Annotated in this window: 22 protein-coding genes; 16 read left to right on the top strand and 6 right to left on the bottom strand. The window is 66.3% G+C overall.

All coding sequences use genetic code 11. The features are described 5' to 3' along the window. Positions 1–2: 2 nt before the first annotated feature. Positions 3–674: an IF2 family translation initiation factor gene (locus ACZYYX_RS08735; protein ID WP_463814024.1), complete on the top strand. Its 672-nt coding sequence runs from the start codon at positions 3–5 to the stop codon at positions 672–674. A gap of 18 nt (positions 675–692) precedes the next feature. On the opposite strand, the gene ACZYYX_RS08730 is transcribed toward ACZYYX_RS08735, so the two are convergent. Continuing rightward, positions 693–1,439, bottom strand: coding sequence for an alpha/beta fold hydrolase (locus ACZYYX_RS08730; RefSeq protein ID WP_463814023.1), 747 nt, complete (start codon positions 1,437–1,439; stop codon positions 693–695). A gap of 63 nt (positions 1,440–1,502) precedes the next feature. Between ACZYYX_RS08730 and ACZYYX_RS08725 the strand changes: the two genes are divergently transcribed. After that, complete coding sequence (locus ACZYYX_RS08725) at positions 1,503–2,246, top strand: SDR family oxidoreductase (RefSeq protein ID WP_463814022.1); 744 nt, start codon at positions 1,503–1,505, stop codon at positions 2,244–2,246. Next, the gene (locus ACZYYX_RS08720) at positions 2,243–3,172 is read left to right on the top strand and encodes an NAD-dependent epimerase/dehydratase family protein (RefSeq protein ID WP_463814021.1); all 930 of its coding nucleotides are present in this window, start codon (positions 2,243–2,245) and stop codon (positions 3,170–3,172) included. The genes ACZYYX_RS08725 and ACZYYX_RS08720 overlap by 4 nt, the downstream gene beginning before the upstream one ends. Position 3,173: 1 nt before the next feature. Here the strand turns inward: ACZYYX_RS08720 and ACZYYX_RS08715 are convergent, their stop codons facing one another. After that, complete coding sequence (locus ACZYYX_RS08715) at positions 3,174–3,806, bottom strand: DUF1345 domain-containing protein (RefSeq protein ID WP_463814020.1); 633 nt, start codon at positions 3,804–3,806, stop codon at positions 3,174–3,176. Between the two features lie 185 nt (positions 3,807–3,991). On the opposite strand from ACZYYX_RS08715, the gene ACZYYX_RS08710 reads away from it, so the two are divergent. The 3 genes from ACZYYX_RS08710 to ACZYYX_RS08700 are packed head-to-tail and all read left to right on the top strand — an operon-like array spanning position 3,992 to position 9,469. After that, positions 3,992–5,425, top strand: a complete 1,434-nt coding sequence (locus tag ACZYYX_RS08710; protein ID WP_463814019.1) for a DUF3375 domain-containing protein — start codon at positions 3,992–3,994, stop codon at positions 5,423–5,425. Further along, entirely contained in the window at positions 5,422–6,117 is a 696-nt protein-coding gene (locus ACZYYX_RS08705; protein WP_463814018.1) for a DUF4194 domain-containing protein, read from the top strand. The genes ACZYYX_RS08710 and ACZYYX_RS08705 overlap by 4 nt, the downstream gene beginning before the upstream one ends. Continuing rightward, positions 6,110–9,469: an ATP-binding protein gene (locus ACZYYX_RS08700; RefSeq protein WP_463814017.1), complete on the top strand. Its 3,360-nt coding sequence runs from the start codon at positions 6,110–6,112 to the stop codon at positions 9,467–9,469. The genes ACZYYX_RS08705 and ACZYYX_RS08700 overlap by 8 nt, the downstream gene beginning before the upstream one ends. On the opposite strand, the gene ACZYYX_RS08695 is transcribed toward ACZYYX_RS08700, so the two are convergent. Next, the gene (locus tag ACZYYX_RS08695) at positions 9,417–10,139 is read right to left on the bottom strand and encodes an aspartate/glutamate racemase family protein (RefSeq protein ID WP_463814850.1); all 723 of its coding nucleotides are present in this window, start codon (positions 10,137–10,139) and stop codon (positions 9,417–9,419) included. The genes ACZYYX_RS08700 and ACZYYX_RS08695 overlap by 53 nt on opposite strands. Positions 10,140–10,439: 300 nt before the next feature. On the opposite strand from ACZYYX_RS08695, the gene ACZYYX_RS08690 reads away from it, so the two are divergent. From ACZYYX_RS08690 to ACZYYX_RS08680, 3 genes are read left to right on the top strand one after another with little or no spacing between them, the layout of a single operon-like run. Beyond that, positions 10,440–11,033, top strand: coding sequence for a TetR/AcrR family transcriptional regulator (locus ACZYYX_RS08690; RefSeq protein WP_463814016.1), 594 nt, complete (start codon positions 10,440–10,442; stop codon positions 11,031–11,033). After that, positions 11,030–11,605: a TetR/AcrR family transcriptional regulator gene (locus ACZYYX_RS08685; RefSeq protein ID WP_463814015.1), complete on the top strand. Its 576-nt coding sequence runs from the start codon at positions 11,030–11,032 to the stop codon at positions 11,603–11,605. Before ACZYYX_RS08690 ends, ACZYYX_RS08685 begins: the two co-directional genes overlap by 4 nt. After that, complete coding sequence (locus ACZYYX_RS08680; RefSeq protein WP_463814848.1) at positions 11,593–13,182, top strand: MFS transporter; 1,590 nt, start codon at positions 11,593–11,595, stop codon at positions 13,180–13,182. Before ACZYYX_RS08685 ends, ACZYYX_RS08680 begins: the two co-directional genes overlap by 13 nt. Here ACZYYX_RS08680 and ACZYYX_RS08675 read toward each other — a convergent pair. Then, positions 13,174–13,707 carry a TetR/AcrR family transcriptional regulator gene (locus ACZYYX_RS08675; protein WP_463814014.1) on the bottom strand — a complete coding sequence of 178 codons (534 nt, stop codon included), beginning with the start codon at positions 13,705–13,707 and terminating at the stop codon, positions 13,174–13,176. The two genes, ACZYYX_RS08680 and ACZYYX_RS08675, sit on opposite strands and share 9 nt — an antisense overlap. A 95-nt stretch (positions 13,708–13,802) precedes the next feature. On the opposite strand from ACZYYX_RS08675, the gene ACZYYX_RS08670 reads away from it, so the two are divergent. After that, positions 13,803–14,072 carry a hypothetical protein gene (locus ACZYYX_RS08670; RefSeq protein ID WP_463814013.1) on the top strand — a complete coding sequence of 90 codons (270 nt, stop codon included), beginning with the start codon at positions 13,803–13,805 and terminating at the stop codon, positions 14,070–14,072. A gap of 2 nt (positions 14,073–14,074) precedes the next feature. Here the strand turns inward: ACZYYX_RS08670 and ACZYYX_RS08665 are convergent, their stop codons facing one another. After that, on the bottom strand, positions 14,075–15,007 hold the full coding sequence (locus ACZYYX_RS08665) for a mechanosensitive ion channel family protein (protein ID WP_463814012.1): 933 nt from the start codon (positions 15,005–15,007) through the stop codon (positions 14,075–14,077). Positions 15,008–15,236: 229 nt separating this feature from the next. Continuing rightward, positions 15,237–16,385: a PE-PPE domain-containing protein gene (locus tag ACZYYX_RS08660; protein ID WP_463814011.1), complete on the bottom strand. Its 1,149-nt coding sequence runs from the start codon at positions 16,383–16,385 to the stop codon at positions 15,237–15,239. 224 nt (positions 16,386–16,609) lie between these two features. Between ACZYYX_RS08660 and ACZYYX_RS08655 the strand changes: the two genes are divergently transcribed. The 6 genes from ACZYYX_RS08655 (at position 16,610) to ACZYYX_RS08630 (ending at position 21,241) form a co-directional block, all read left to right on the top strand. Further along, the gene (locus ACZYYX_RS08655; protein ID WP_463814010.1) at positions 16,610–16,912 is read left to right on the top strand and encodes a WXG100 family type VII secretion target; all 303 of its coding nucleotides are present in this window, start codon (positions 16,610–16,612) and stop codon (positions 16,910–16,912) included. Continuing rightward, entirely contained in the window at positions 16,912–17,199 is a 288-nt protein-coding gene (locus tag ACZYYX_RS08650; RefSeq protein WP_463814009.1) for a WXG100 family type VII secretion target, read from the top strand. Before ACZYYX_RS08655 ends, ACZYYX_RS08650 begins: the two co-directional genes overlap by 1 nt. A 3-nt stretch (positions 17,200–17,202) precedes the next feature. Continuing rightward, entirely contained in the window at positions 17,203–19,557 is a 2,355-nt protein-coding gene (locus tag ACZYYX_RS08645) for an ADP-ribosyltransferase (RefSeq protein WP_463814008.1), read from the top strand. Beyond that, positions 19,554–20,117, top strand: coding sequence for a hypothetical protein (locus ACZYYX_RS08640; RefSeq protein ID WP_463814007.1), 564 nt, complete (start codon positions 19,554–19,556; stop codon positions 20,115–20,117). The genes ACZYYX_RS08645 and ACZYYX_RS08640 overlap by 4 nt, the downstream gene beginning before the upstream one ends. Then, positions 20,114–20,569, top strand: a complete 456-nt coding sequence (locus ACZYYX_RS08635) for an ADP-ribosyltransferase family protein (RefSeq protein ID WP_463814006.1) — start codon at positions 20,114–20,116, stop codon at positions 20,567–20,569. Before ACZYYX_RS08640 ends, ACZYYX_RS08635 begins: the two co-directional genes overlap by 4 nt. 147 nt (positions 20,570–20,716) lie before the next feature. Continuing rightward, entirely contained in the window at positions 20,717–21,241 is a 525-nt protein-coding gene (locus tag ACZYYX_RS08630) for an Imm61 family immunity protein (protein WP_463814005.1), read from the top strand. Positions 21,242–21,246: the final 5 nt, after the last annotated feature.

Raw genomic sequence — 21,246 nt, 5'->3', positions numbered from 1 at the left:
CGATGAGAATCACCACTATCCCCTTCGCCGTCTTGGGTCTGCAGTACAAGATCGCCCGGTTCCCGCTCCAGGTGATCGAGGACAGGCTGTTCGTGCGCATGGACGCGGAAGCTCCCGCACGTCTGTTGTACGAGCGCTCACTCGGCCTGATCGACGCGGCCGTCGGCAACGCGCTGGGCGACTCGGAGCTCCAGATGCGCGGTGAGGCTCTTGCCGAGCGCAGTGCCGCACTCAGTCGTGCCGCCCGCATCGATGCAGCCGCCGCGCGCAAGGAAGCGCACGCGGCAGCGGACTTGAGATCCACAGTCGACAACGTTGCCGAGAAGAGCAAGCAGGCGCGCGCATCGGCCAACCGCGACATCAGGCGCGCGTGGTCCGACGCCGAGGAGCGCAAGAGCAGGGCAACACAGACTGCCCGCGAGCGTGCAGAAGCGGACAAGCACCAGGCAGACGAAGTCGCGCAACGCCGGAAGGACTCAGTCGATGAGGCCAAACGTGCAACGCAGCAGAACATCCGCGTCAACGAAGGCAAGGCCACTGCAGCTGCACAGTCCCAGCTGAACAGCGCACACGCCAAGCAGTCCGAAGCCGACGAAAGTCGGGCTCAGGCAGAACGACTCGAGCAGCTGGCCGACACCAAAAAGCAGAGGGCAGCCACTGCACGCAAGTCCTGACTCAGCACCCCGCAGGGCTCAGGAGAGCGTCGCCCAGAACGCGTTCAGAGCCTCGGCGCCGCGGTGCGGGTCCTGCACCATCCACCAGTGCCCCAGCCCCTCGAGCACCTCGATGCGCGCACCGGCGCGCTCGGAGGCGCGACGCCGGTTGTCGTGGGCGCCGATGAAGGCGTCGTCGGTGGCCAGCAGCGACAGACCGGGCCGCGCGGCAGCCCGCTCGAGCTCCCGCCCCGCCTCGGCCATTGCGGGCTGCGCAGCCGACCGGTAGAGCGCCAGGATCGCCCGGCCCATGTCGGCGTTCTGGTGTTCGGCGATCGCCGCGGCGACGTCGGCCGGGATGCCGAACGACATCATCAGGTCGGTGCGCGCGGTCAGGTCACCGCCGAGCATGGCGTCCAGTGACTCCTCGCCCGCCCCGGGCGTCTGCCACACCTGCGCCATGTCGTGCCACACGTACTCCGGGTCGAACAATCCGACGACGTCGCTGGCCCAGCTGCGCACCAATTCGGGCCGGTGCATGACCAGGTTGACGACGTGCCCACCACCCCAGTCGTGGCCGACGAGGTCGATGGGACCCTCGATCGACGACAGCTCGTCTTCCAACCAGTCGCGGTACTCCAGGAAGGTCGCACCGAACCCGTCGGGCAGCGGCGCCCCGAAACCCGGCGGCGTCAGCAGCACCACGTCGTCGCGGCCGAGGACCGCGAGCAGCGGACCCCAGATCGCGGGGGTCTCCGGATTGCCATGTACGAACACCGCCGTCATGGCGCTCAAGACTACGGACTTTCCGGGGGTTGTTTCTCGGGCCCCGACTGTCAGAGTGGAGTCATGAGGATTTCAGTGGTGGGCGCGTCGGGAATGATCGGCACTCAAGTAGTCGAAATTCTGACCGCAGCCGGGCATGACGTCGTCGGGGCATCGCTGCGCACGGGCGCAAACGTGCTGACCGGGGAGGGGCTCGACGACGCGCTCGCCGGGGCGGCGGTACTGGTCGATGTCGCCAATTCGCCTCAGCTGGAGGGTGATCCAGCGCTCGAGTTCTTCACCAAGGCATCGGCGAACCTCGTCAAGGCCGCCGCGGGTGCCGGGGTCGAGCACTACGTCGCGCTGTCGATCGTCGGCACGGACGGCATCACCGACAGCGGTTACATGCGGGCCAAGGTCGTCCAGGAACGCACGATCGCCGACTCCGGGCTGCCGTTCACGATCGTGCGTGCGACGCAGTTCCATGAGTTCGCCGAGCTCATCGTCGGATCGCTGGCTGTGAGCGGTGAGTACCGCGTCCCGGTGGCCCGAATCCAGCCGATCGCATCGGCGGAGGTGGCGGCCGCGGTCGCCGACGCAGCGCAGGGCGCTCCTGCCAACGGCATCGTCGAGGTGGGCGGTCCGGAGAAGATGACGTTCGCCGACCTGGCGCGCGCAGTACTGGCCCACCGGGGTGAGGATGCAGCCGTGGTCGACGACGACGCAGCCACCTACTTCGGCGCGCACCTCGACACCGACAGCCTGGTCACGGGCGACGGTGCCCGGCTGGGCACGCTCCGCTTCGCCGACTGGCTGGCCGCGACGTGAGCGACCTGGTCCTGGTAACCGGCGCGGCCGGGTACGTCGGCAGTCATCTCGTCAATCAGCTTCTCGCAGAGGGCTATGGGGTGCGCGCCGCGGTCCGGGCTCCGACTCGCGCCGACAACGTCCGCGAGACCGTGGCCGCGGGCGGATTCGACTCCGACACCGTCGAATTCGCGTACGCCGATCTCGGTTCCGATGACGGCTGGGCGGACGCCGTCGCCGGCGCCGACGTCGTCATGCACGTCGCGTCCCCGTTCCCGGCACAGAACCCGCGCACCGACGACGAGGTCATCGCGCCGGCGCGTGACGGCACGTTGCGAGTGCTGCGCCATGCACGTGATGCAGGGTGCACGCGGGTGGTGATGACGTCGTCGTTCGCCGCGGTGGGGTACTCACCGAGTACCGAACAGCTTTGGTCGGAAAAGGATTGGACCGATCCGGCCGACGAGAACACCGCCTACATCAGGTCGAAGGCGATTGCCGAGCGGGCTGGGTGGGACTTCATCGACAGCGAGGGCGGCGCGCTGGAGCTGACGACGATCGTCCCGGTCGGGATCTTCGGACCGACGCTGGGTCCGCATCTCTCGACGTCGGTACAGATCGTGCGTTCGATGCTCACCGGTGGCGAGTTCCCGCCGTCGCAGTACTTCGGCGTCGTGGACGTCCGCGATGTCGCCGACGCACATGTACGCGCCATGACCACGAACGACGCTGCAGGCGAACGTTTCCTGGTGGTGGCCGACGAGCCGGCGGTGACATTCGGTGAGCTGGCGCGTCTGATCGGGGTCGACCGTGCCGACGAGGCGTCGGGCACACGGCCGCAGATCAGCAACGCGAAGGCCAAGGCCACGCTCGGTTGGCAGCCGCGCCCGCTGGCGGAGACGATGCGCGACACCGTGGCCTCGCTGCGGGATCTCGGGCTGGTGTGAGCTACAGCCCGCCGGCGATCAGGTTCACGACGGAGGCGACGATCACGGAGCCGAAAAGGTAGGACAGCAGACCGTGTTTGAGTGCGGTCGCCCGCATCCGCGATGACGTCAGATTGGTGTCCGAGATCGCGAAGCTCATGCCGACGGCGTAGGCCACGTAGGCGAAGTCGCTGTAGCGTGGCGGCTCCGAGGTGTTGAAATCGATTCCACCGATGGGTTTTTCGCGGAAGTAGATCTTCGCGTACGTCAGCGCGAAGAGCGTGTGCACGGCGAACCAGGAGATCACCACGCTGGCCACCGCGATGAACGGCGCAACCGCACCCATGTACTCGGGCCGCGCGTTGGCCAGCAGCAGGCCCACACCGACCAGGCTCGCAAGCGCGCCGACGAGGATCAGTACGAAGACGGTGCTGCGGCCCGGCTCCTCGACCTCGGCATGCGACGCGGTCTGGTCGGCGTCGAATCGCCACAGCACCGACCACGTCCACACCAGGTAGGTGAGCGCGAGCACGTCCCAGCCGATCAGGATCGCGAACCACCCGAACTCGACGGACGCCACAGCGCCGGCTGCCAGGCCCAGGATCGCGGCGCCCAGCAGCCTGACGGCAGGGGTGTGCCACCGCGCCGAGGTCATCCGAGCAGTCAACCAGGCCGGCCTGCCGAGGGCCTGGACGACACCCTCACCAGACCCGACAATCCCGCTGGTCACACCCGTCACACGACGCGCCGGAAACATCGCGACACTCCCCCGCGGACGGCGGTGGTGTCCCCGCCGTGGCCTATGTTGGGGCCTCCGGCCAGAGACCAGAAGGAGGGTGCGTGGACGACCAGCTGTCGGCGACCGAGCTGCTCGAGCGCAACCGCGAGCTGCAGGCCTCCCCGACGGTGCGGCTGCTGTCGGCCACCAACCTGAACCTCTACGCCACGCTGATGGACCGGCACCTGAGCGGCGGCGTGGTCGCCGAGACCGATCTCGTGGTCCGTATCGAGCGCGATCTGACCGACCTCGGAGACGATCAGCCCGGCCTCGCGCTGGTCAAGTCCTGGGCCAGCCAGGGGTGGCTGCACCGGATCGTCGATGAGAGAAGCGACCAGAACGTCTGCTACCTCACCCAGGACGCGCGGCGTGCGCTGGACTTCCTGCGCAGCATGCGGCGCCAGGACACGATCGCCACCGGCGGGTCGATCACCGGCATCGCCGGCCGGCTCAAGCAGGTCGCGATCCGGGTCGGCAACGATCCGGCCCGCATCCGCAAGAGCATCGAAGCCGAGATCGACGCGCTGCGCCGCGAGCTCGAGGAACTCGACTCCGGGGAACGGCCCGCCCCCGATGTCACGGACGCCCACGACGAGGCCCGCGCGATCGCCCTGCAGATGGAACGCCTGATCACCGACATCGGCCAGTACGGCACGATGATCGAGCAGGCGACCGCGGCGCTCGACGAGCCGATCGACAGCAACGTCGCCTACCGCGATCGGCAGCGGCAGATGTACGCCGACTACCAGGCCGCGTGGGATTCACAGGGCCGCGACAGCCACCGCGCCTTTCTGCGCATGATCAACGACCCCGACCAGCGCGCCGAGTTCGAGGCCGACGTGGCCGCGGTCGCCGGGGCGCTACCGGATCTGGACCCGGCGTTGCGGTCGGTGATGGCCGGCTTCTTCGAACTGGTTGGCCATCAGATCGACGAGGTCGAACGCATCCAGCAGCGCTGCGCGCAGCGGGTGAAGCGGTTCACCGCATTCGGCACTCTCGAGCAGAGCCGCGGCATCGCCCGCCAGCTCAACGAGGCGATCGGTGCCGCGCGGGCGCTGCTCAAGACCTCGCTGACCGATTCGCGCCTCGATCTCGAACTGCCGCTGGCCCGGCACGCGATCAGCTCCGTCGGTGCGCTCAGCTTCAAGATCGGCGACCTGTCCAACCCCAAGCCGGCCGCGCCCGCCGAGGGTGATGTCGACCTCACCAGCTTCGCGGCGCTCACCACGCAGGTCGACGCGGCCGCGATGGCGGAGATGATCAACAGCGCGTTGCCGGTGTCGCTGCCGGACGCCGTGGCGAAACTGGACACGTCCGGGCAAGGGGCCTACCTCGGTCACGTCATCGTCCTGTGGTCGTGGGCGCTCAAGCAACCCCAGGAGTCCAGCCGAGCGTCCACGACGGTCCGGTTCCGATCCCTGGACGGCCGTGACCGCGAGATCGCCGTTCCCGACGTGACTTTCACCGAACCGATTGCCGTGGGAGTAACCCCGTGAGTACCGATGCAACCACCGACTTCGCCGGGTTTTCCGACCTACCGCAGGTCGACCAGACCGCCCGTCCGCCGCATCAGCGCCGGCCGCGGTTCGACGGCGACGTTTCCGAACTCCCCGACCGTGCCTGCTGGGCTCTGCAGCACCTTCTGACGCGCCGCTACATCAGCGCCGAATCGGACGCCGACATCTACGCGTGGGTGCTCGAGTACCGCCATCAACTCTCGGTGCGGCTCTCGGAACTGGATCTGCTGCTGCGCATCGTGGACGGGACCGACGTCGCGTTCGTCGAGCAGGCCCGTTACGAATCGGCCAAGGGCATCAAGCTCTTACGCCGCGAACCGCTCGGCACGTACGACTCGATCCTGGCCCTGCATCTGGCACAGATGATGCGCGCCGCGGGCGGGCAGAGCGTGCTGATCTCGCGAGAGGAGATGCACGGCTTGTTCTCCGGTGTGCTCAACGACGTGGACCGGGACGCGGTCACGTTCACGGGCCGCATCGACGCGGCGATCGCCCGGCTCATGGGTCTGGAGATCCTGCGCCGCAGCCGCGACGACGAGGACAGCTACACGATCAGCCCGGTGATCACCGCGGTGATGACGGCCAGCGTCATCACCGAGCTGCAGCAGCAGTTCGAGATGCTGACCACCGGCGTACACACCGCGCAGGACCAGGAGACCGACCTTGACTGAGCAGTTCCACCTCGCGCGGCTGCAGGTCATCAACTGGGGCGTGTTCGACGGATACCACTCGATTCCTTTCAGCGAGGGCGGCGCGCTGATCGCCGGCGCCTCTGGTAGTGGCAAATCCTCACTGCTGGATGCCATTTCACTGGGCTTCCTGCCGTTCAACCGACGCAACTTCAACGCCTCGGGTGACAACACCGCGGCCGGCTCGAGCGCGGGCCGACGCACGGTGGACAAGTACGTGCGTGGCGCGTGGGGCCAGCGCAGCGACGGCGGCACCAGCCGGGTGATGTATCTGCGCGGCGACGGGACGGCGTGGTCGGCGGTCGCGGTCACCTATGCCAGCGACTCCGGCCGCACGGTGACGGGCCTGGTGCTCAAGTGGCTGACGGGCGAGTCGCGCAATGACTCGTCGAGCCGGTTCGTGCTCGGCGACGGCGATCTCGGCATCGAGGACGTCTGTAACCGGTGGGCGGCAGGGCGTTTCGACACGAGTGTGTTCAAGGAAGACGGCTGGCGGTTCACCACGAAGGTGGAATCGCAGTACCTGGCGCAGCTCTACGCGACCATCGGCATCCGCGCGTCCGACGCGGCCCAGCAGCTGCTCGGAAAAGCCAAGTCGCTCAAGAGCGTCGGCGGCCTCGAGCAGTTCGTGCGCGAGTTCATGCTCGACGAGCCGGGCAGCCTGGCCCGGCTGCCCGAGGCGCTCAAGCAGATCGACCCGCTGGTGGAGGCCCGTGAGCTGCTGGCCGTCGCGCAGCGCAAACGCAAGATCCTCGGTGACATCGAGAAGATCCAGCAGCGCTACGCGTCGGAATCCAGCGATCTCGGCATCATCGACCTCGTCGACCTTCCGATGGTGCGCGCGTACACCGACCACGTCCGTCTCGCGCAGTGCCCGGCGCAGATCGGCCAGCTCGACACCACGATCGACCAGCTCGACAACGAGTACGAAGACGTCACCCGAGCGCTGAATCTCGCCAAGGCCGAGGCAGATTCGCTCAACGCACAGATCAGCGGCACCAGCGCGGACATCGGTCCGCTGCAGAGCCAGGTGACCGCCGCGGAGACCGAGGCAGAGCAGGTCTCGCGCCGCCGCGCCGCCTACGAGGACATGCTGACCGCGCAGGACCTCGACGTCCCCGACACCGCGGACGAGTTCTGGAACCTTCGCGAAGAGCTCCTGCAGCAGGCCGCAGAACTGCTCGCCAAGGTGGAACGCCACCGGGAGGCGTCCACCGACGCCGAGTACGCGCAGAAGGCCGCCCGCATGGCCCGCGACGACGCCGCCAAGGAACTCAAACGCGTCGAACACGTCGGATCGGCACTGCCCGAGTTCGCGCTGCTGATGCGCGACCAGATCTGCGCGGCCGTCGGTGTCGACGCCGCCGAATTGCCCTATGTCGCAGAGCTGATGGATCTGCGGGCCGATCAGACCCGCTGGCGCACGGCGGTCGAGAAGGTCCTGCGCGGGGTCGGGTTGCGTCTGATGGTGCCCGATCAGCACTGGACGGCGGTGCTGGCATTCGTCAACGAGACTAACATGCGCGGCCGGCTGGCGCTGCACCATGTGCGGGCCAAGATGCTGGGTGCTGATCCGGTCGAGCCGGAGCCGAACACGTTGGCAGGAAAGCTCTTTCCCGTCGACCCCTCACATCCGTGTGCGGCCGAGGCCGTCGACGTCGTCACAGCCGCAGGCGATCACGTCTGCGTGGACACCCCTGAGGTGTTCGCCCGGTTCCGCCGCGCCGTCACCGACACGGGCCTGTACAAGGATTCCGATCGGCTCGCGATCAAGGACGACCGGCGCCCGCTCAAGCAGTCGGAGTACCTGTACCAGGGTGACGTGTCGGCGAAGATCAACGCGCTCACCGTCGATCTGGCCGCCGCCGAGGAGGCGTACCAGAAGGCGCGCCGCACCGCCGACGACATCGCCGCGCAGCGTCAGCAGTGGCGGGACCGCGCGGCGGCGTGCAAAGCGATCTGCGAGCAGTTCCCGCAGTGGAGCCAGATCGACGCCGAGACCGCCGACGGGCACGCCGACCGGTTGCGCGAACAGTACGAGCTGCTGCTGGCCGACAACCCCGACATCGAGGCTCTCAACGCACGCGCCGACGAATGTTGGTCGCAAATCCAGAAATTGATGACGCGTCGCGGCGCGATCCAGACCCGCCGCGACGATCTGGACACCCGGCGGACGCGGCTGCTCGAATTGGAGGAGCGGCTGTCGCCGGCGTTCGTCAGTGAGCCGCTGACGGAGCTGCTCACTCGCTACTGCGCGCAGCTTCCCGTCAGCCTCGAGCTGCTGGACCCAGAGCCCTTCCGCGATGCACTGTTCGGCGCGATCAAGAAGGAACGGGAGCAGCTGCGGGAGAGCCGGCGCCGCTCCTACGACGAGCTCGCCCGCATCCTGAACACGTTCGACACGGCGTTCCCCGACGCGATCCCGAACGACTCGGAGAATTTCGACGAGCGCGTGCACGACTATGTGGCGCTATGCCGGCACATCGACGAACGTGAGCTGCCCGAGGCTTACGAGCGGATGATGCGGCTGGTCACCGAGCAGGCGCCGGATGCGATCCTGACGCTGCACCGGGTGGCCGAGCAGGAAGCACGCCGCATCGCCGAGCAGATCGAGCGGGTCAACACCGGTTTGGGGGCAGTCGAATTCAACCGCGGCACCCGTCTGACGCTGCGCGCCACACCGCGCAGCCTGACCGCGGCATCCGAGCTGACGGAGATCGTGCGGGCGATCAGCAGGCGCATCGCCGAGGTCGGGCTCGGGGACAAGCAGGCGATCCTCGACCAGTACGCCGACATCCTGCGGTTGCGGAACCGGCTGGCGTCGACGGCGCCGGAGGACAAGGCGTGGACGCGCGATGCGCTCGATGTGCGCAACCGGTTCACCTTCGACTGCGCCGAGTGGGACGTCGCGTCCGACGAGCTGATCCGCACGCACAGCAACGCCGGCGACAACTCGGGCGGCGAGCAGGAGAAGCTGATGGCGTTCTGTCTCGCCGGCGCGCTGAGCTTCAACCTGGCGAGCCCCGAAAGTACCGACAACAAGCCGGTGTTCGCGCAGCTGATGCTCGACGAGGCGTTCTCCAAGTCCGATCCGCAGTTCGCTCAGCAGGCGCTGCAGGCGTTCCGCAAGTTCGGCTTCCAGCTGGTGATCGTCGCGACGGTGCAGAACGCGACGACGATCCAGCCCTACATCGACAGCGTGGTGATGGTCAGCAAGACCGAGGCGACGGGCCGCAACGCCCGGCCGGTGGCCACGGTGGCGACCCGTTCCATCGCGGAGTTCACGGAGTTGCGCCACCAGATGCGGGCGAAGGTTCCGGCGCTGGCCCACTGAGCGCGAAGTCGACCGCGGCCTGCGCATGCAGCAGCGTCGTGGGGAACACGGGCACGGCCACGTCGTCGGGGCCGAGCAGCAGTTCGACTTCGGTGCAACCGAGGATCACGCCCTGCACCCCGGCCATCCGCGCGACGACGTCGCGGTAGAAAGCCCGCGACTCAGAGCGAACGACGTTGTGGCACAACTCGTCATAGATGATCCGGCTCACCAGAGCACGGTCGTCGGCGTCGGGCGTCACCACCTCCACCCCGAAGGACGCGAACCGCGACACGTAGAACGACTGCTCCATCGTGAAGGCGGTGGCCAGCAAGCCGACTCGGGTCAGCCCGGCCGCCTTCACGGCCCGCGCAGTCGTGTCAGCGATGTGCAGGAACGGCACCGTGACGGCAGCCTCGATGGCCGGGGCGACGTAATGCATGGTGTTGGTGCACAACACGAGCGCATCGGCACCGGCGTCCTCCAGGCGCCGTCCCTCGTCGACCAGGCGCGCGGCAACTCCATCCCAGTCCCCCGCGAGTTTGAGTGCCTCGATCTCGCCGAAATCGACCGAGGCGAGCACGATGCGCGCCGAATGCAGTCCGCCGAGACGGTCTGCGATGAGTTCGTTGATCACCCGGTAGTAGTGCGCGGTGCTGACCCAGCTCATGCCACCGATCAGGCCCAGCATCTGCACTCCGACAGAATACGAACGGAAGCGACGACGCCGGCCCCGATGGCCACTGCTCCCCCATCAACAGACATCGGGACCGGCACGCCGCTGCACAGGCTTCGCTCAACCCCTCAACTGCGCGCGCCTCGACAGTGCCGACGAGTGAAACCAAGAGCATCGTACATAAACATCGCCGTTTCTGAGAAATGTTAAGGATTTGCTACCTCAAACGTCGAGGCCAGGTCTGCCATACTGCGTACGCCCTCGCATCCGCAAAGCCCATGCCGATGGGGCAACCGTTCACAAGGGAGCGACCCAGTGTCCGAGCGGCTCGCCGCCGGCCGCCACCACCTCAGCCGAGCCGAGGTGGCGGCCAACCAGAAGCAGCGCCTGTTCAAGGCGCTCGCGACGGTGATGTCGGTCAACGGGTTCGCCAACACCACGGTCGACGACGTCATCAGGGAGGCCAAGGTTTCCCGCGCCACGTTCTACGAGCATTTCGACTCCAAGCAGGACCTCTTCATGTCCGGCTATGCGCGCGCCCAGCGACTCATCGTCGCGGCGATCCGCGCCCTGCCCGTCGACGGCACCCCGATGGAGCGCTTCGCGGTGATGCTGGACCGCTACCTCGGGTTCATCGCGGCCGACCCCATCACCGCCCGGCTCTACCTGCTCGAGGTCTATGCGGCGGGCCCGGACGCGATGCGCACGCGGGTGGAGTTGCAGCAGGAGTTCGTCGCCGGCGTCGCGCAGATCTTCGACGCCCACGACGATGCCGCGCGGTTCTCGTGCCAGGCGCTGGTCGCGGCGGTGTCGACGCTGGTGACCAATGCGCTGACCCGCGGCGACGACGTCACCGCGCTGCGCGAGCCGGTCTTCGAGTACGCCGCAAGCGTCATGGGTCACCGATGACGGACCCGCTACTCGGGCTGCGCGAGCGCAAGAAGTCACAGACCCGCCGCGCGATCCGCCGCGCGGCGTTCGAGCTGTTCACCGTGCAGGGCTTTGCCGCCACGACGGTCGAGCAGATCGCCGAGGCCGCTGAGGTCTCGCCGCGAACGTTCTACCGCTACTTCAAGGTCAAGGAAGCGGTGCTGATTTCGGCGGATCATTCGCCGCTGATCGTGGCGGCGTTCCGCGTTGCCCCGCGGCACCTGACCCCCATCGCCGCCTACGAGTACGCCGCAGCGCAGGTGTTCGGCGGATTGTCCGACGAGGATCGGCAGGACGATCTCGTCGGGCAGCGTCTGCTGTATCAGGTGCCCGAGGCGCACGGGTTGATCTACGCGGAGTTCATCAAACTGATCGAGCTCATCACCGATGCCTTGCAGGACCGGCTCGAGGAGCCCACCCCCGAGGACGAGCGGCGGGTGCTTGCCGGCGCGATGGTCGGCGTGATCTTCGGAGCCGCCCACAACACGCCGCTGCCCGAGCACGCAGTCCCGCACGCGCTGAAGCTTCTCGACGCAAAATTGTCGACGTGACGAGCTCGACCTGGGCGCCGCTGCGCTCGCCGGTCTTTCGTGCGCTGTGGATCGCGCAGTTGGTCTCCAATCTGGGGACGTGGATGCAGACCGTCGGCGCTCAGTGGATGCTCGTCGGCGATCCGCGCGCGGATGTGCTGGTGCCGCTGGTGCAGACCGCGACGACGCTGCCGGTGATGCTGCTGGCGCTGCCCTCCGGGGTGCTGGCCGACCTGGTGGATCGGCGGCGGCTGCTGCTTGCGACGCAGGGCGCGATGGCGGCCGGGGTGGCGTTCCTGGCAGCGCTGACCGGGTTCGGGTTGACGACGCCGGCGGTGTTGCTGATCGTCCTGTTCGTGATCGGCTGCGGGCAGGCGCTGACGATGCCCGCCTGGCAGGCGATCCAGCCGGATCTGGTTCCACCACAACAGATTCCCGCGGCTGCCGCGCTGGGCAGCATGAGCATGAACGGCGCCAGGGCGATCGGGCCCGCAATCGCGGGCGCGCTCGTGTCGTTGGCCGGTCCGACGCTGGTGTTCGGGCTCAACGCCGTGTCGTTCATCGGGATCGTCGCGGTGCTGCTGTGGTGGCGCCGCCCGCCGGTGCAGCACGACTATCCGCCCGAGCGGGCGATGGCGGCCCTGAGCGCCGGCGGTCGCTTCATCCGCAGCTCGCCGATCGTGCGGCGCATCCTGTTGCGCACCGCGCTGTTCATCGCCCCCGCGAGCGCGCTGTGGGGACTGCTGCCGGTGATCGCCGCCGACCAACTGCAGTTGTCCTCGGCGGGGTACGGGCTGCTGCTCGGAGCGCTCGGAGTCGGCGCCCTGCTCGGTGCCCTGGTGCTCTCGCGGCTACGGTCGCGCTTCGGCGCGAACATCCTGCTGACGCTCGGCGCGGTGGGCTTCGCCGCGGCGACGGCGGTGCTGGCATTGGTGCCGGTGTTCGGGATCGTGATCGCGGCGCTGGTGGTGGGCGGCGCGTCGTGGCTGCTGTCGTTGTCGACGCTCAACGCGTCGATGCAGCTGAGCCTGCCGGCGTGGGTGCGGGCGCGCGGTCTGTCGGTCTACCAGCTGATCTTCATGGGCGGACAGGCCCTGGGTTCGGTCGTCTGGGGCGTGCTCGCGGGCGCGACCACCAGCGTCACCAGCTTGCTGGTCAGCGTGGGCTTGCTGCTGGTCTGCGGGCTGTCGTCACTGTGGTGGCCGCTGCACGCGAAGACAGGGAACCTGGACCTCACCCCGTCGTCGCACTGGCCCGAACCCTCGTTGGTGTTCGAGCCCGAACCGCTGGACGGCCCGGTTCTCGTGCTCACGTCGTATCGGGTGCTTCCCGAGAACGAGGAGCGCTTCATCGCCGCGATGACGGTGCTGGGCCGCTCGCGGCAGCGCACGGGCGCCTCGCAGTGGCGGCTGTTCCGCAGTGTGGAAGAGGAGTCGACGTTCGTGGAGACGTTCGTCGTGCGCTCGTGGGGCGAGCACATGCACCAGCACTACACCCGGCTCACCAACCAGGATCAGGCGGTCGAGGCCAGGGTCGAGGACCTCGTCGAGGGCGCGGCGACCTCGCACCACTATCTGGCGGTGCGGGACTCAGCCTGAGCTGCCCGCGGGCCAGAACACCGCGAACAGGCGGTCCTGCCAGCCGTCGGCGACCGCCCCGGTGCGGGCCCGCTCGGCGGTGTAGGCGCCGACGATCGCATCGATCAGCGTCGCCGCGTCGACACCGGGCCAGGTGTGCGTGACCACCGATTCCAGCGTCGCGCGCTGTTCGGCCAGGATGCGCCGGAACACCTCGGCGAATTCGGGGTCGTCGTCGGTGAGCAGCGCGGCAAAACCACCGAAGCCGATGCCGCCCTCGACGGCGTCGACGGCGTGGTCGACCACCCAGCGCAGGCGGTCGCGCGGGTCGGTCTGTGCGCCGAGTGGGGTCGTTGTGCTGATCGAGGACAGCGCGGCGGCCAGCATGTCACGGCGGTCGCTGTATCGGCGGTAGATCGTCGTCTTCGCCACGCCGGAGCGTGCGGTCACGGCCTCGACCGTCACCGCCCGTGGGCCCCTGGTCCGGAGCACCTCGAGAGTCGCCGCGGCGATCTTTACGTCCACGTCGGCTCTCGTCGTCGCCATCATCGCTCCCCTCGCCCGGAATACACCCGTCGGACAAAACGCTACACTGAACGTAGCGCTACGGTGAGCGTAGCGCTTCTGGCGAAAGGAGAACCATGGCGATGTTCGCCTACCTCAGTTTCCTGTTGACCTTCGTTGCGCTCGGCCTCTTCGTGCACGCGATCGCCACCGGCAGTGCCGCTGCCGTTGCGTACGGCACGGCCTTGGTGGTGTTCATCGTGGCGATGATCGCCGGCTCACGGCGCGGCAAGAACGCCTGGTCGAAGCCGGTTGGTAACGCGCAGGTCCAGCGCTATCTGCAGCGCTACCGCCCCGCCGAGGACGTGCCCGAGGAGCACGACGTGCCGGAGAAGCTCGCGGCGTAGATCTACTCGGAGTTGACGGCCGCGGCGTAGCGCGAGGGCGGGTACGGCAGTTCGATGCCGCTCTCGTCGTAGGCGCGCAGGATCTCGCGACGCAGCCGGCGCTGCACCGACCACTGGACACCGGGACGGGTCTTCACCGTCATCCTCAGCGTGACCTGGTCGGGACGCAGCTCTTGGACCCCGAGCATCTCCGGTTCGCCGAGCACCTTGGCAGCGATTTTGGGGTCCTCAAGGGCAGTGTGCGCGGCGTCGAGGGCGACCTGTTCGGCGCGCTCGACGTCGGCGCCGAGCGCGACCGGGACCTCGATGCGGGCGACGGCGTAGTCCTGGCTCATGTTGCCGACGCGGGCGATCTCGCCGTTGCGCACGTACCAGAGGGTGCCGTCGATGTCGCGGACCGTGGTCACGCGCAGGCCCACGCTCTCCACCTCGCCGACGGCGTCACCGAGGTCGACGGTGTCCCCGACGCCGTACTGATCCTCGAGCAGCATGAACACGCCGGTCACGAAGTCGCGCACCAGGTTCTGCGCACCGAATCCGATCGCAAGGCCGACGACGCCGGCGGACGCGATGAACGGGGCGATGTTCACGCCGAGCACGTTGAGAATGCCGAGCACGACCCAGATCAGCAGCACGATCGACACGCTGGACTTCAGCACCGAGGCGATGGTCTGAGCCCGTTGCTGCCGACGTTCGGCGGTGCGGGCGTTCGAGGGTGCGCGGTCCCGCAGACCACGCAGCAAGGGCGGTTTCTTGCCCGCCGCGTCGTCGTGGGTTTTGTTGTGTCGACCGGTGGCGGCGCGGTCGATCATCCGGTGCAGCAGCAAGCGCGCGATCAGCACGACCAGGATGTAGGCAACGATCCGGATGGGAACTTCGAGCAGCCAGTGCCGGTTGGTCTCGGTCCATTCGAAGGCGAGGTTGTATACGTCCATCATCTCGAACGTACAGTTACCCACTCGGCCTGACGCAAATCGCGTTGCGGTTGAATCACTTTGGAGTGCAGGGCCGCAGCGGTACCCATGTGCGGCGAAAGCCCAGCTGTAGCGACATTGTCGGCGTCCGGTCAGTCATCCTGACTTTTGTGCGCGAACTTTGTCGGTGCTCACTCGTATCGTCTGCGCATGGCGGCGCGACGGGAGTCAGGGGGCGGCGTGACTGTCGTTACTCGGCGTCACTCGACGATGACGTCGCCGCGGCGTGCTCGGGCTTGTCAGCAGGCTTGGTCGTGTCGCGATCGTTTGTAGACGTGGTGTCCTTGTCCTCGGACTCACGAGGCCGGGTGACGGACGGCGTATCGTCCGAATCCTCTTTGACTGCCTGCTTTTCAGCCCGCGCCTCAGCGCGGAGACGCTTACGCTCCTCGCGACGCTCGGCGGCCGCGTCCTTCCATGACGTTGCGGAACTCTTCTTGGTGGCCTTGGTGGTGGACTCGGTGACCGCGTCCTGTTCGTCGGCGGCATCTTGGCGGGCGACCGTCGGCGTCTCTCCGGGCGGTCCGTTGAGGGTGTCCGGGATGCCGTACTCCATCGGCGTCCGCTTGTAGGCCTTGTCGATCTTCGGACGCAGCTTGGCGTCCAGCGCCGCGACGAAGTCGGGGTCGAAGTTGAACGCGACCATCGGCTGCAGGATCGGCAGAACCGCGGTCGGGATGAGGATGGTGGTGGTGGTGCCGCCGGCCTCGTTCGTCTCCACGGTGTAGTAGGTGTCGTTGTTGCGGATGTCGAATTCGGACTGCTTCACATGCAGGATCGCGGCGCCCATGATCGCGTTGGAGACGGCGAGCATGTTCCACGGGTTGTCGGGGAAGTCGGCGATGCCGTCGTACTGGGCCGTGACGATGATGATGTTGTAGGGCGTGACGGGCATCGGGAGGTTCGCCAGCTTGCCCATCCAGTGGCCACTGGGCGATCCGTAGACGGCGACGTTCAGTTCCGACGGCGGCGGTGGTTCCTTACCATCCGTGGTGTTTTCGCGGTCGGCTTCGAGGCGGCGCAGGACCTCCATGACAGCGGGCGCGCCTTCGGAGACGCCGCCGATGGTCTTGGGTCCGGCGTACTGCGGGTCGTAGACGGCGTTGTAGAGATTCTCGGTGCCGATCTTGACCGAGGAGTAGAACTCCTTGCCCGGGAAGGGGACGTTGATGCGGCGGTCGTAGGTGGAGAAGTAGCCGCCGAAGGCGTTGGCCATCTGCTCTTCACTGAGCTCGGCGTAGATCCCCTTACCGCCGAGAAGCAGTGCCGTCGACGCGTTCGCCACACCTGCCGACGGCGCGATGAGAAGTGCTCCGAGCAAAACGGCGATGCGTTTCATTGCCCACCCTGGATTCTGCAGCGACGAGTCCTGATCTGACCATTTTGACGGTACTGACGTATTGGGGATGAGGAATCGGGGAATCCCCCCGTCATCAAGATCGACGGCACGATTCTTTGCTGTCAATCACCAATCTGAACAGCACGAATTGGTGTTCAGACCCCCCTCGCGGCAGTCATAGGCTGGTCGGCGGGATTCCGCTCGACTGCAAAGGAGTCGTGGACGTGTCGCGTCTGCAGGTATCGACGTCGGAGCTGGTCGCCGTATCGGGTGAGCTCGACCTTCTCGCGCAGACGCTGCGTTCGGACATCGGCTCCCTCGATACCGACATCTCAGAACTGCTGGGCGGAGGCTGGTCCGGGCAAGCGGCCGCTGCCTACACCGGGGTCTGGCGCGAGTGGCATGACGGCGCGGCTGCGGTGGCCGAGGGGCTGAGTCGGATGTCAAGCTTGTTGCAGGAGGCGGCCGAACGGTACTCATTCACCGATGAGGCATCTGGCGACGAGGTGTCCGGAGCTGGTCTCTGATGAGTGCGTTCAGCGCCGACCCGGCCGCACTGCTCGCTGCGGTGGATCGCATGGCCGCGTTCGACTCGGAGCTGGCGGCGCACCTGGCGCAGGCCGAGAGCAGCGTGGCCCGGCTGGGTACGTCGTGGCATGGGGATGCCGGCGAGGCTGAGCAGGCAGCCCAGGCACGGTGGAACGAGGGCGCCCGAGAGATGCGTGATGCGTTGGCGCGCCTCCGGTCGATCGCCGAGACCGCGCACGGCAACTATTCGTCGGCGGCTCAGACGAATCTGCGTATGTGGGGCTAGCCCGTGACGGCTCCCATCACCGTCGACCCCGTCACGCTCGCCGGAACCGGCGCGGCCGTTGCCAGTGACGGCGTCACCGTCGCCACCGCGGTACACACCCTGTCGACCGCGCTGTCAGGAGCCGGGGCACTATTCGGGCACGACGCTGCGGGCCTCCTCTTCCGGCAGACCTACACACAGGCAGGTGCGTCACTTCTCGACGCCGCGGCGTCGGCGGTGAATGCCTGCCGCAAAGTGGGCTTCGGCGTGCAGATGTCGGCGTTCAATTACGAGCGAGCCAACGCCGCGTCGACGGTGGGCGGTGGCGAGACATCTGTGCATCAGCCCACCGCGCCTGATGCGTTCACGGCACCGTCGATGCCGCCACCAATGGGCAGCGGGGTCGTGGCGCCGCTGGCATGGACGGTCGTCGAATCGTTGGTGGGCGACGTCTGGCCCGATGGAAATCCCGGAGAGATGCGGGCGGCTGCAGCGGCCTGGCGATCGTTCGGCACCGCGGTCGGCGCGGTGGCGGAACCCGTGGCTGCAGCTGGTGCGGCGTTCGCGGGACAACAGATTCCCGAGGCTGGTCACATGGGTGACGCCACAGGGCAGATCAGCCGCGGTCTGACTGACATCGCCGCGCAAGCAAACGAATTGGCTGCGCAAGTAGAAGCTTTCGCAGCGAACGTCGAAGCGACGCAGAATGCGATCCGGGCACTGCTGCACCAGCTGAGCATCAGTGGAGTCCTCGACGCGCTGGGCGACTTCTTCAGCGGCGAGAACCCGTGGCAGAAGGTCCAGGAGGTCGCCGACGAGATCAAGACGGTGCTGGCCAACATGAAGCGGCAGGCCGATGCCTCCCGAACGTTGTTCAGCCAGAGCATGAATGCGCTCGATTCAGCGACGACATCGCTGCAGAGCTGGGCCTCCAGGGAATTCGTGGAAGCGTTCGGCGAGGACGTCGGTACCGCGCTGTCGCAGGACTTCAGGGCGTTGACCAGTCTGCCTGCAGGCGGACTGAAGTTCCTCGGGGTCACGGCTGAGGGGCTGCAGGCTCTCGACCCGGGACGCTTTGCCTACGACCCGCAAGGTGCGCTCGAGACATGGAAGAGTCTCGCGGATTCGACTGCGATGCTGACCAATCCGGCGCTACTGACGGAGAAGGTGATCTCGGATCCGCAGGGCAGTCTTGACGCCGCGAAAGAGATGGTCGACTGGAAGGATGTCGAGAACGGCGACCCATTCCGCGCGCTGGGGTACAACGTGGCGCAGTTCGGGACGATGTTCCTACCCGGTGCCGGGGAGGCCGGGCCGGCCGCCGGCGCGGCATCCGCGGAAGCACGCGTAGCAGGCGCCGAGGCACGGGCTGCCGGCGCAGGCACGCGAGACGCTGCTGCGGCCGCGGGCACTCGCGCCGCGTCAGCCACCGAGGGAATCAGCACCAAGGCCGGGCAAATCGGCGAGAAGCTGGATGGCATCAAAGTTCCAGAGGCGCAGGGTGTTCCGGGTGCGGGCGGCAAGGCGCCGGTGGAGGCGCCGAGCGCTGAGCCCGGCGTTTCCTCGGATGGTTCGGCGCCTCCCTCCCACCAACCCACTTTGCCGGCACCGCAGCAGTCATTCGACCCGCCGCCTGGGCCCGATATTCCGAACAATCCGCCGCACACAGGATTGTATGACCCACCGCCGAACCACGGCATCGTCGGTGGGCATCTCCCGGATTTGAGCGCGATCAATGCCGAATACAGGCTCCCCGAGGGCTTAATCGATCCCCAAAGGTTCGAAGAGTGGACTCGCCGGGTATCGGAAGCGTACCCGCAGATCAGCACCGACGGTGTCGCGGCGATTTATCACTACTCGACTGAGAACTATGAGGCGATCAATCCCTACCTGCGCAACACGGATCCACTGACCTACACCCAACGCCTGGTTCTAGACGCACACTCGATAGCCGATATGACGGATGCACAACGTGCGCTGTTAGAGGAACGAATCATACACATCGACGACGGACTCTCGTCGCTTCCGCCATATCGCATTGATCCCTCGGACGCTACGTCAACAACGTGGAGAGGTATGCATGCTCCGGATGAACTACTTGCGAAATTGCAGCCGGGCAGCGCTTTTCACGATCCCGGGTACTTCAGCACCTCGCTAGATCAACGGGTAGCCGAGCTTTTCGCTATGAGGGCTGGCGAGGGTACGACGCCGACCGTTATCACCGTGCAAGGTCACAACGGGGTGAATATAGCGGAACTATCGCAGTACGTCGACGAGGCAGAAATCCTCTTTCCTCGTTCGTCTGAATTCGAAGTAATGTCGATGGAGATGGGACTCGACGGAATAATGCGAATAGCCTTAAGGCAGATTGGACCATGACAGACGCCGAGAAGCGAACTTCCCACGTGATGAAAGAGCTCTCCGCGCGAAGGCGCGTCGGCCAGGGTCTATCCAGGCCATATGCGAGAAAATGGGATGTTGGCGGTTGCATTCCGAAGCACTCCCTATGGCGACACCGCGACGACCCCATGACAAATCTCTGCAACGGCCTGCTCGCGTCAGAGCAGCCCTTGGTATGGACGAACAACGCGGTTCACATTGGCGAGGGGCGGAACTCGTTGTGGGTCGCGGTGAATAGAAGCCTGCCCGGAGAGGGTCCTCCCGATGCATACCTGCTGGGTCAACCCGGTGACGACGCGGCCGTGTACGTCGGGAACGCGCCGGAGGTGATCATCGAGATGATCAAGGAATGGTCAAAGCCAGCGCTGATGGTTGCGCCTCTACCCGAACTGCAAGTCGGATTCCCGGCCATGGAAGATCGGTGGCCAAAGTACGTGGGTAGTTGGCAATGGAACATACATGGCGAGGCGAGGAATGAAGACGTCTTGCAGCGCGCGGCCGCCGCGACTGTTTCAGCAATGAAGAAGGCATCCGCATGAGCACCGATCTGGTCGAGCAGATCTCCCGTCTACCAGCACTTCCGGGGATCACATACCGAGGCATGACCGGCGCACCGCCGAGCTACGCAATCACGCTTCCCGGATTGTTGCCTACCTCAGTCAATCCGCGAGTCGCCAGTGAAAACTTCACCTCGGAGCGCGTCGCGGCAATTGCAACAACCAGCGGACGATTCATAGGACCGTTGTCCCGACACCCCGATGAGATGGAGACTGTTCTGCTGCCGGGGACCCTGCTTTTGCCGGTCGGTTTCGTTCACGTAGATGGACTCGAGAATCCGGTCGTGCTCCTAGAGGAACCGGGCTCAGCACCTGGCTTGCCTGCCAACAAAATCGAACTTGATGCGTTGGTCACGCGGCAAGTCGAGACGGCGCTAGCTTTACCACCGGTCCCCATCCATTCGCCCGGGCGCTTCACGCCACCGCGCATATGAGAAGTGTTGGGTTGATGCGGATCGAAAGTCGTGTGCTGCGAACATCGAGGACCGTCACCGTCAGGGCACAACGGTCTTCTCTCGAGACCAACCGGACGAGCGCAGAATGTTGACCATCAACGAACTCATCGATCTCGGGATTCTCGAATGAACCCGATGGAAATATCGCCAGACCTCGTCACATGGGCTGCTGAATCTGGATTTACCTGGAAGCCAGAGGGTTACGGAGAGCCCATGCGATTCTTCAACCAGGGCGGCGAAGAAAGATACTACTTTCGAATCAGTGCAGATGGACCCGGTTGGATCGATGTCACGAACGCGAGCCGTTCGGGCGGCGAACAGCACCTTTTCGGCGCGAGAAACTCGGACGTGGCCGAACGCTTCTTCTGGGGATTCTTTGGCGCGGATAGACGAAGCCGGATGCGATTGCCACGTCTGAGCATTCCCGTTCGCGCCGATCAGGTGGCCCGAGGTTTCCGCATCGATTTATCTGTGCCCGGTCAGTCAAGGCTCGTGGACGAAGACGGAGAGGATGTCATGTCCGCCACTTCGGATATCTCCGACATAGCTAATCTCGTACGCACCTCGCACTGGATGTCGGCGCCACTGCAAGTATTTAAAGAGAGTTACTCCGATCCTAAAGGTCGCCCAGCGTTCCCACTGTCGAAGTAGCGAGG

This window comes from Mycobacterium sp. IDUB_1 (genome assembly GCF_055419625.1).
This window is presented reverse-complemented; position numbering and strand designations above follow the sequence as displayed.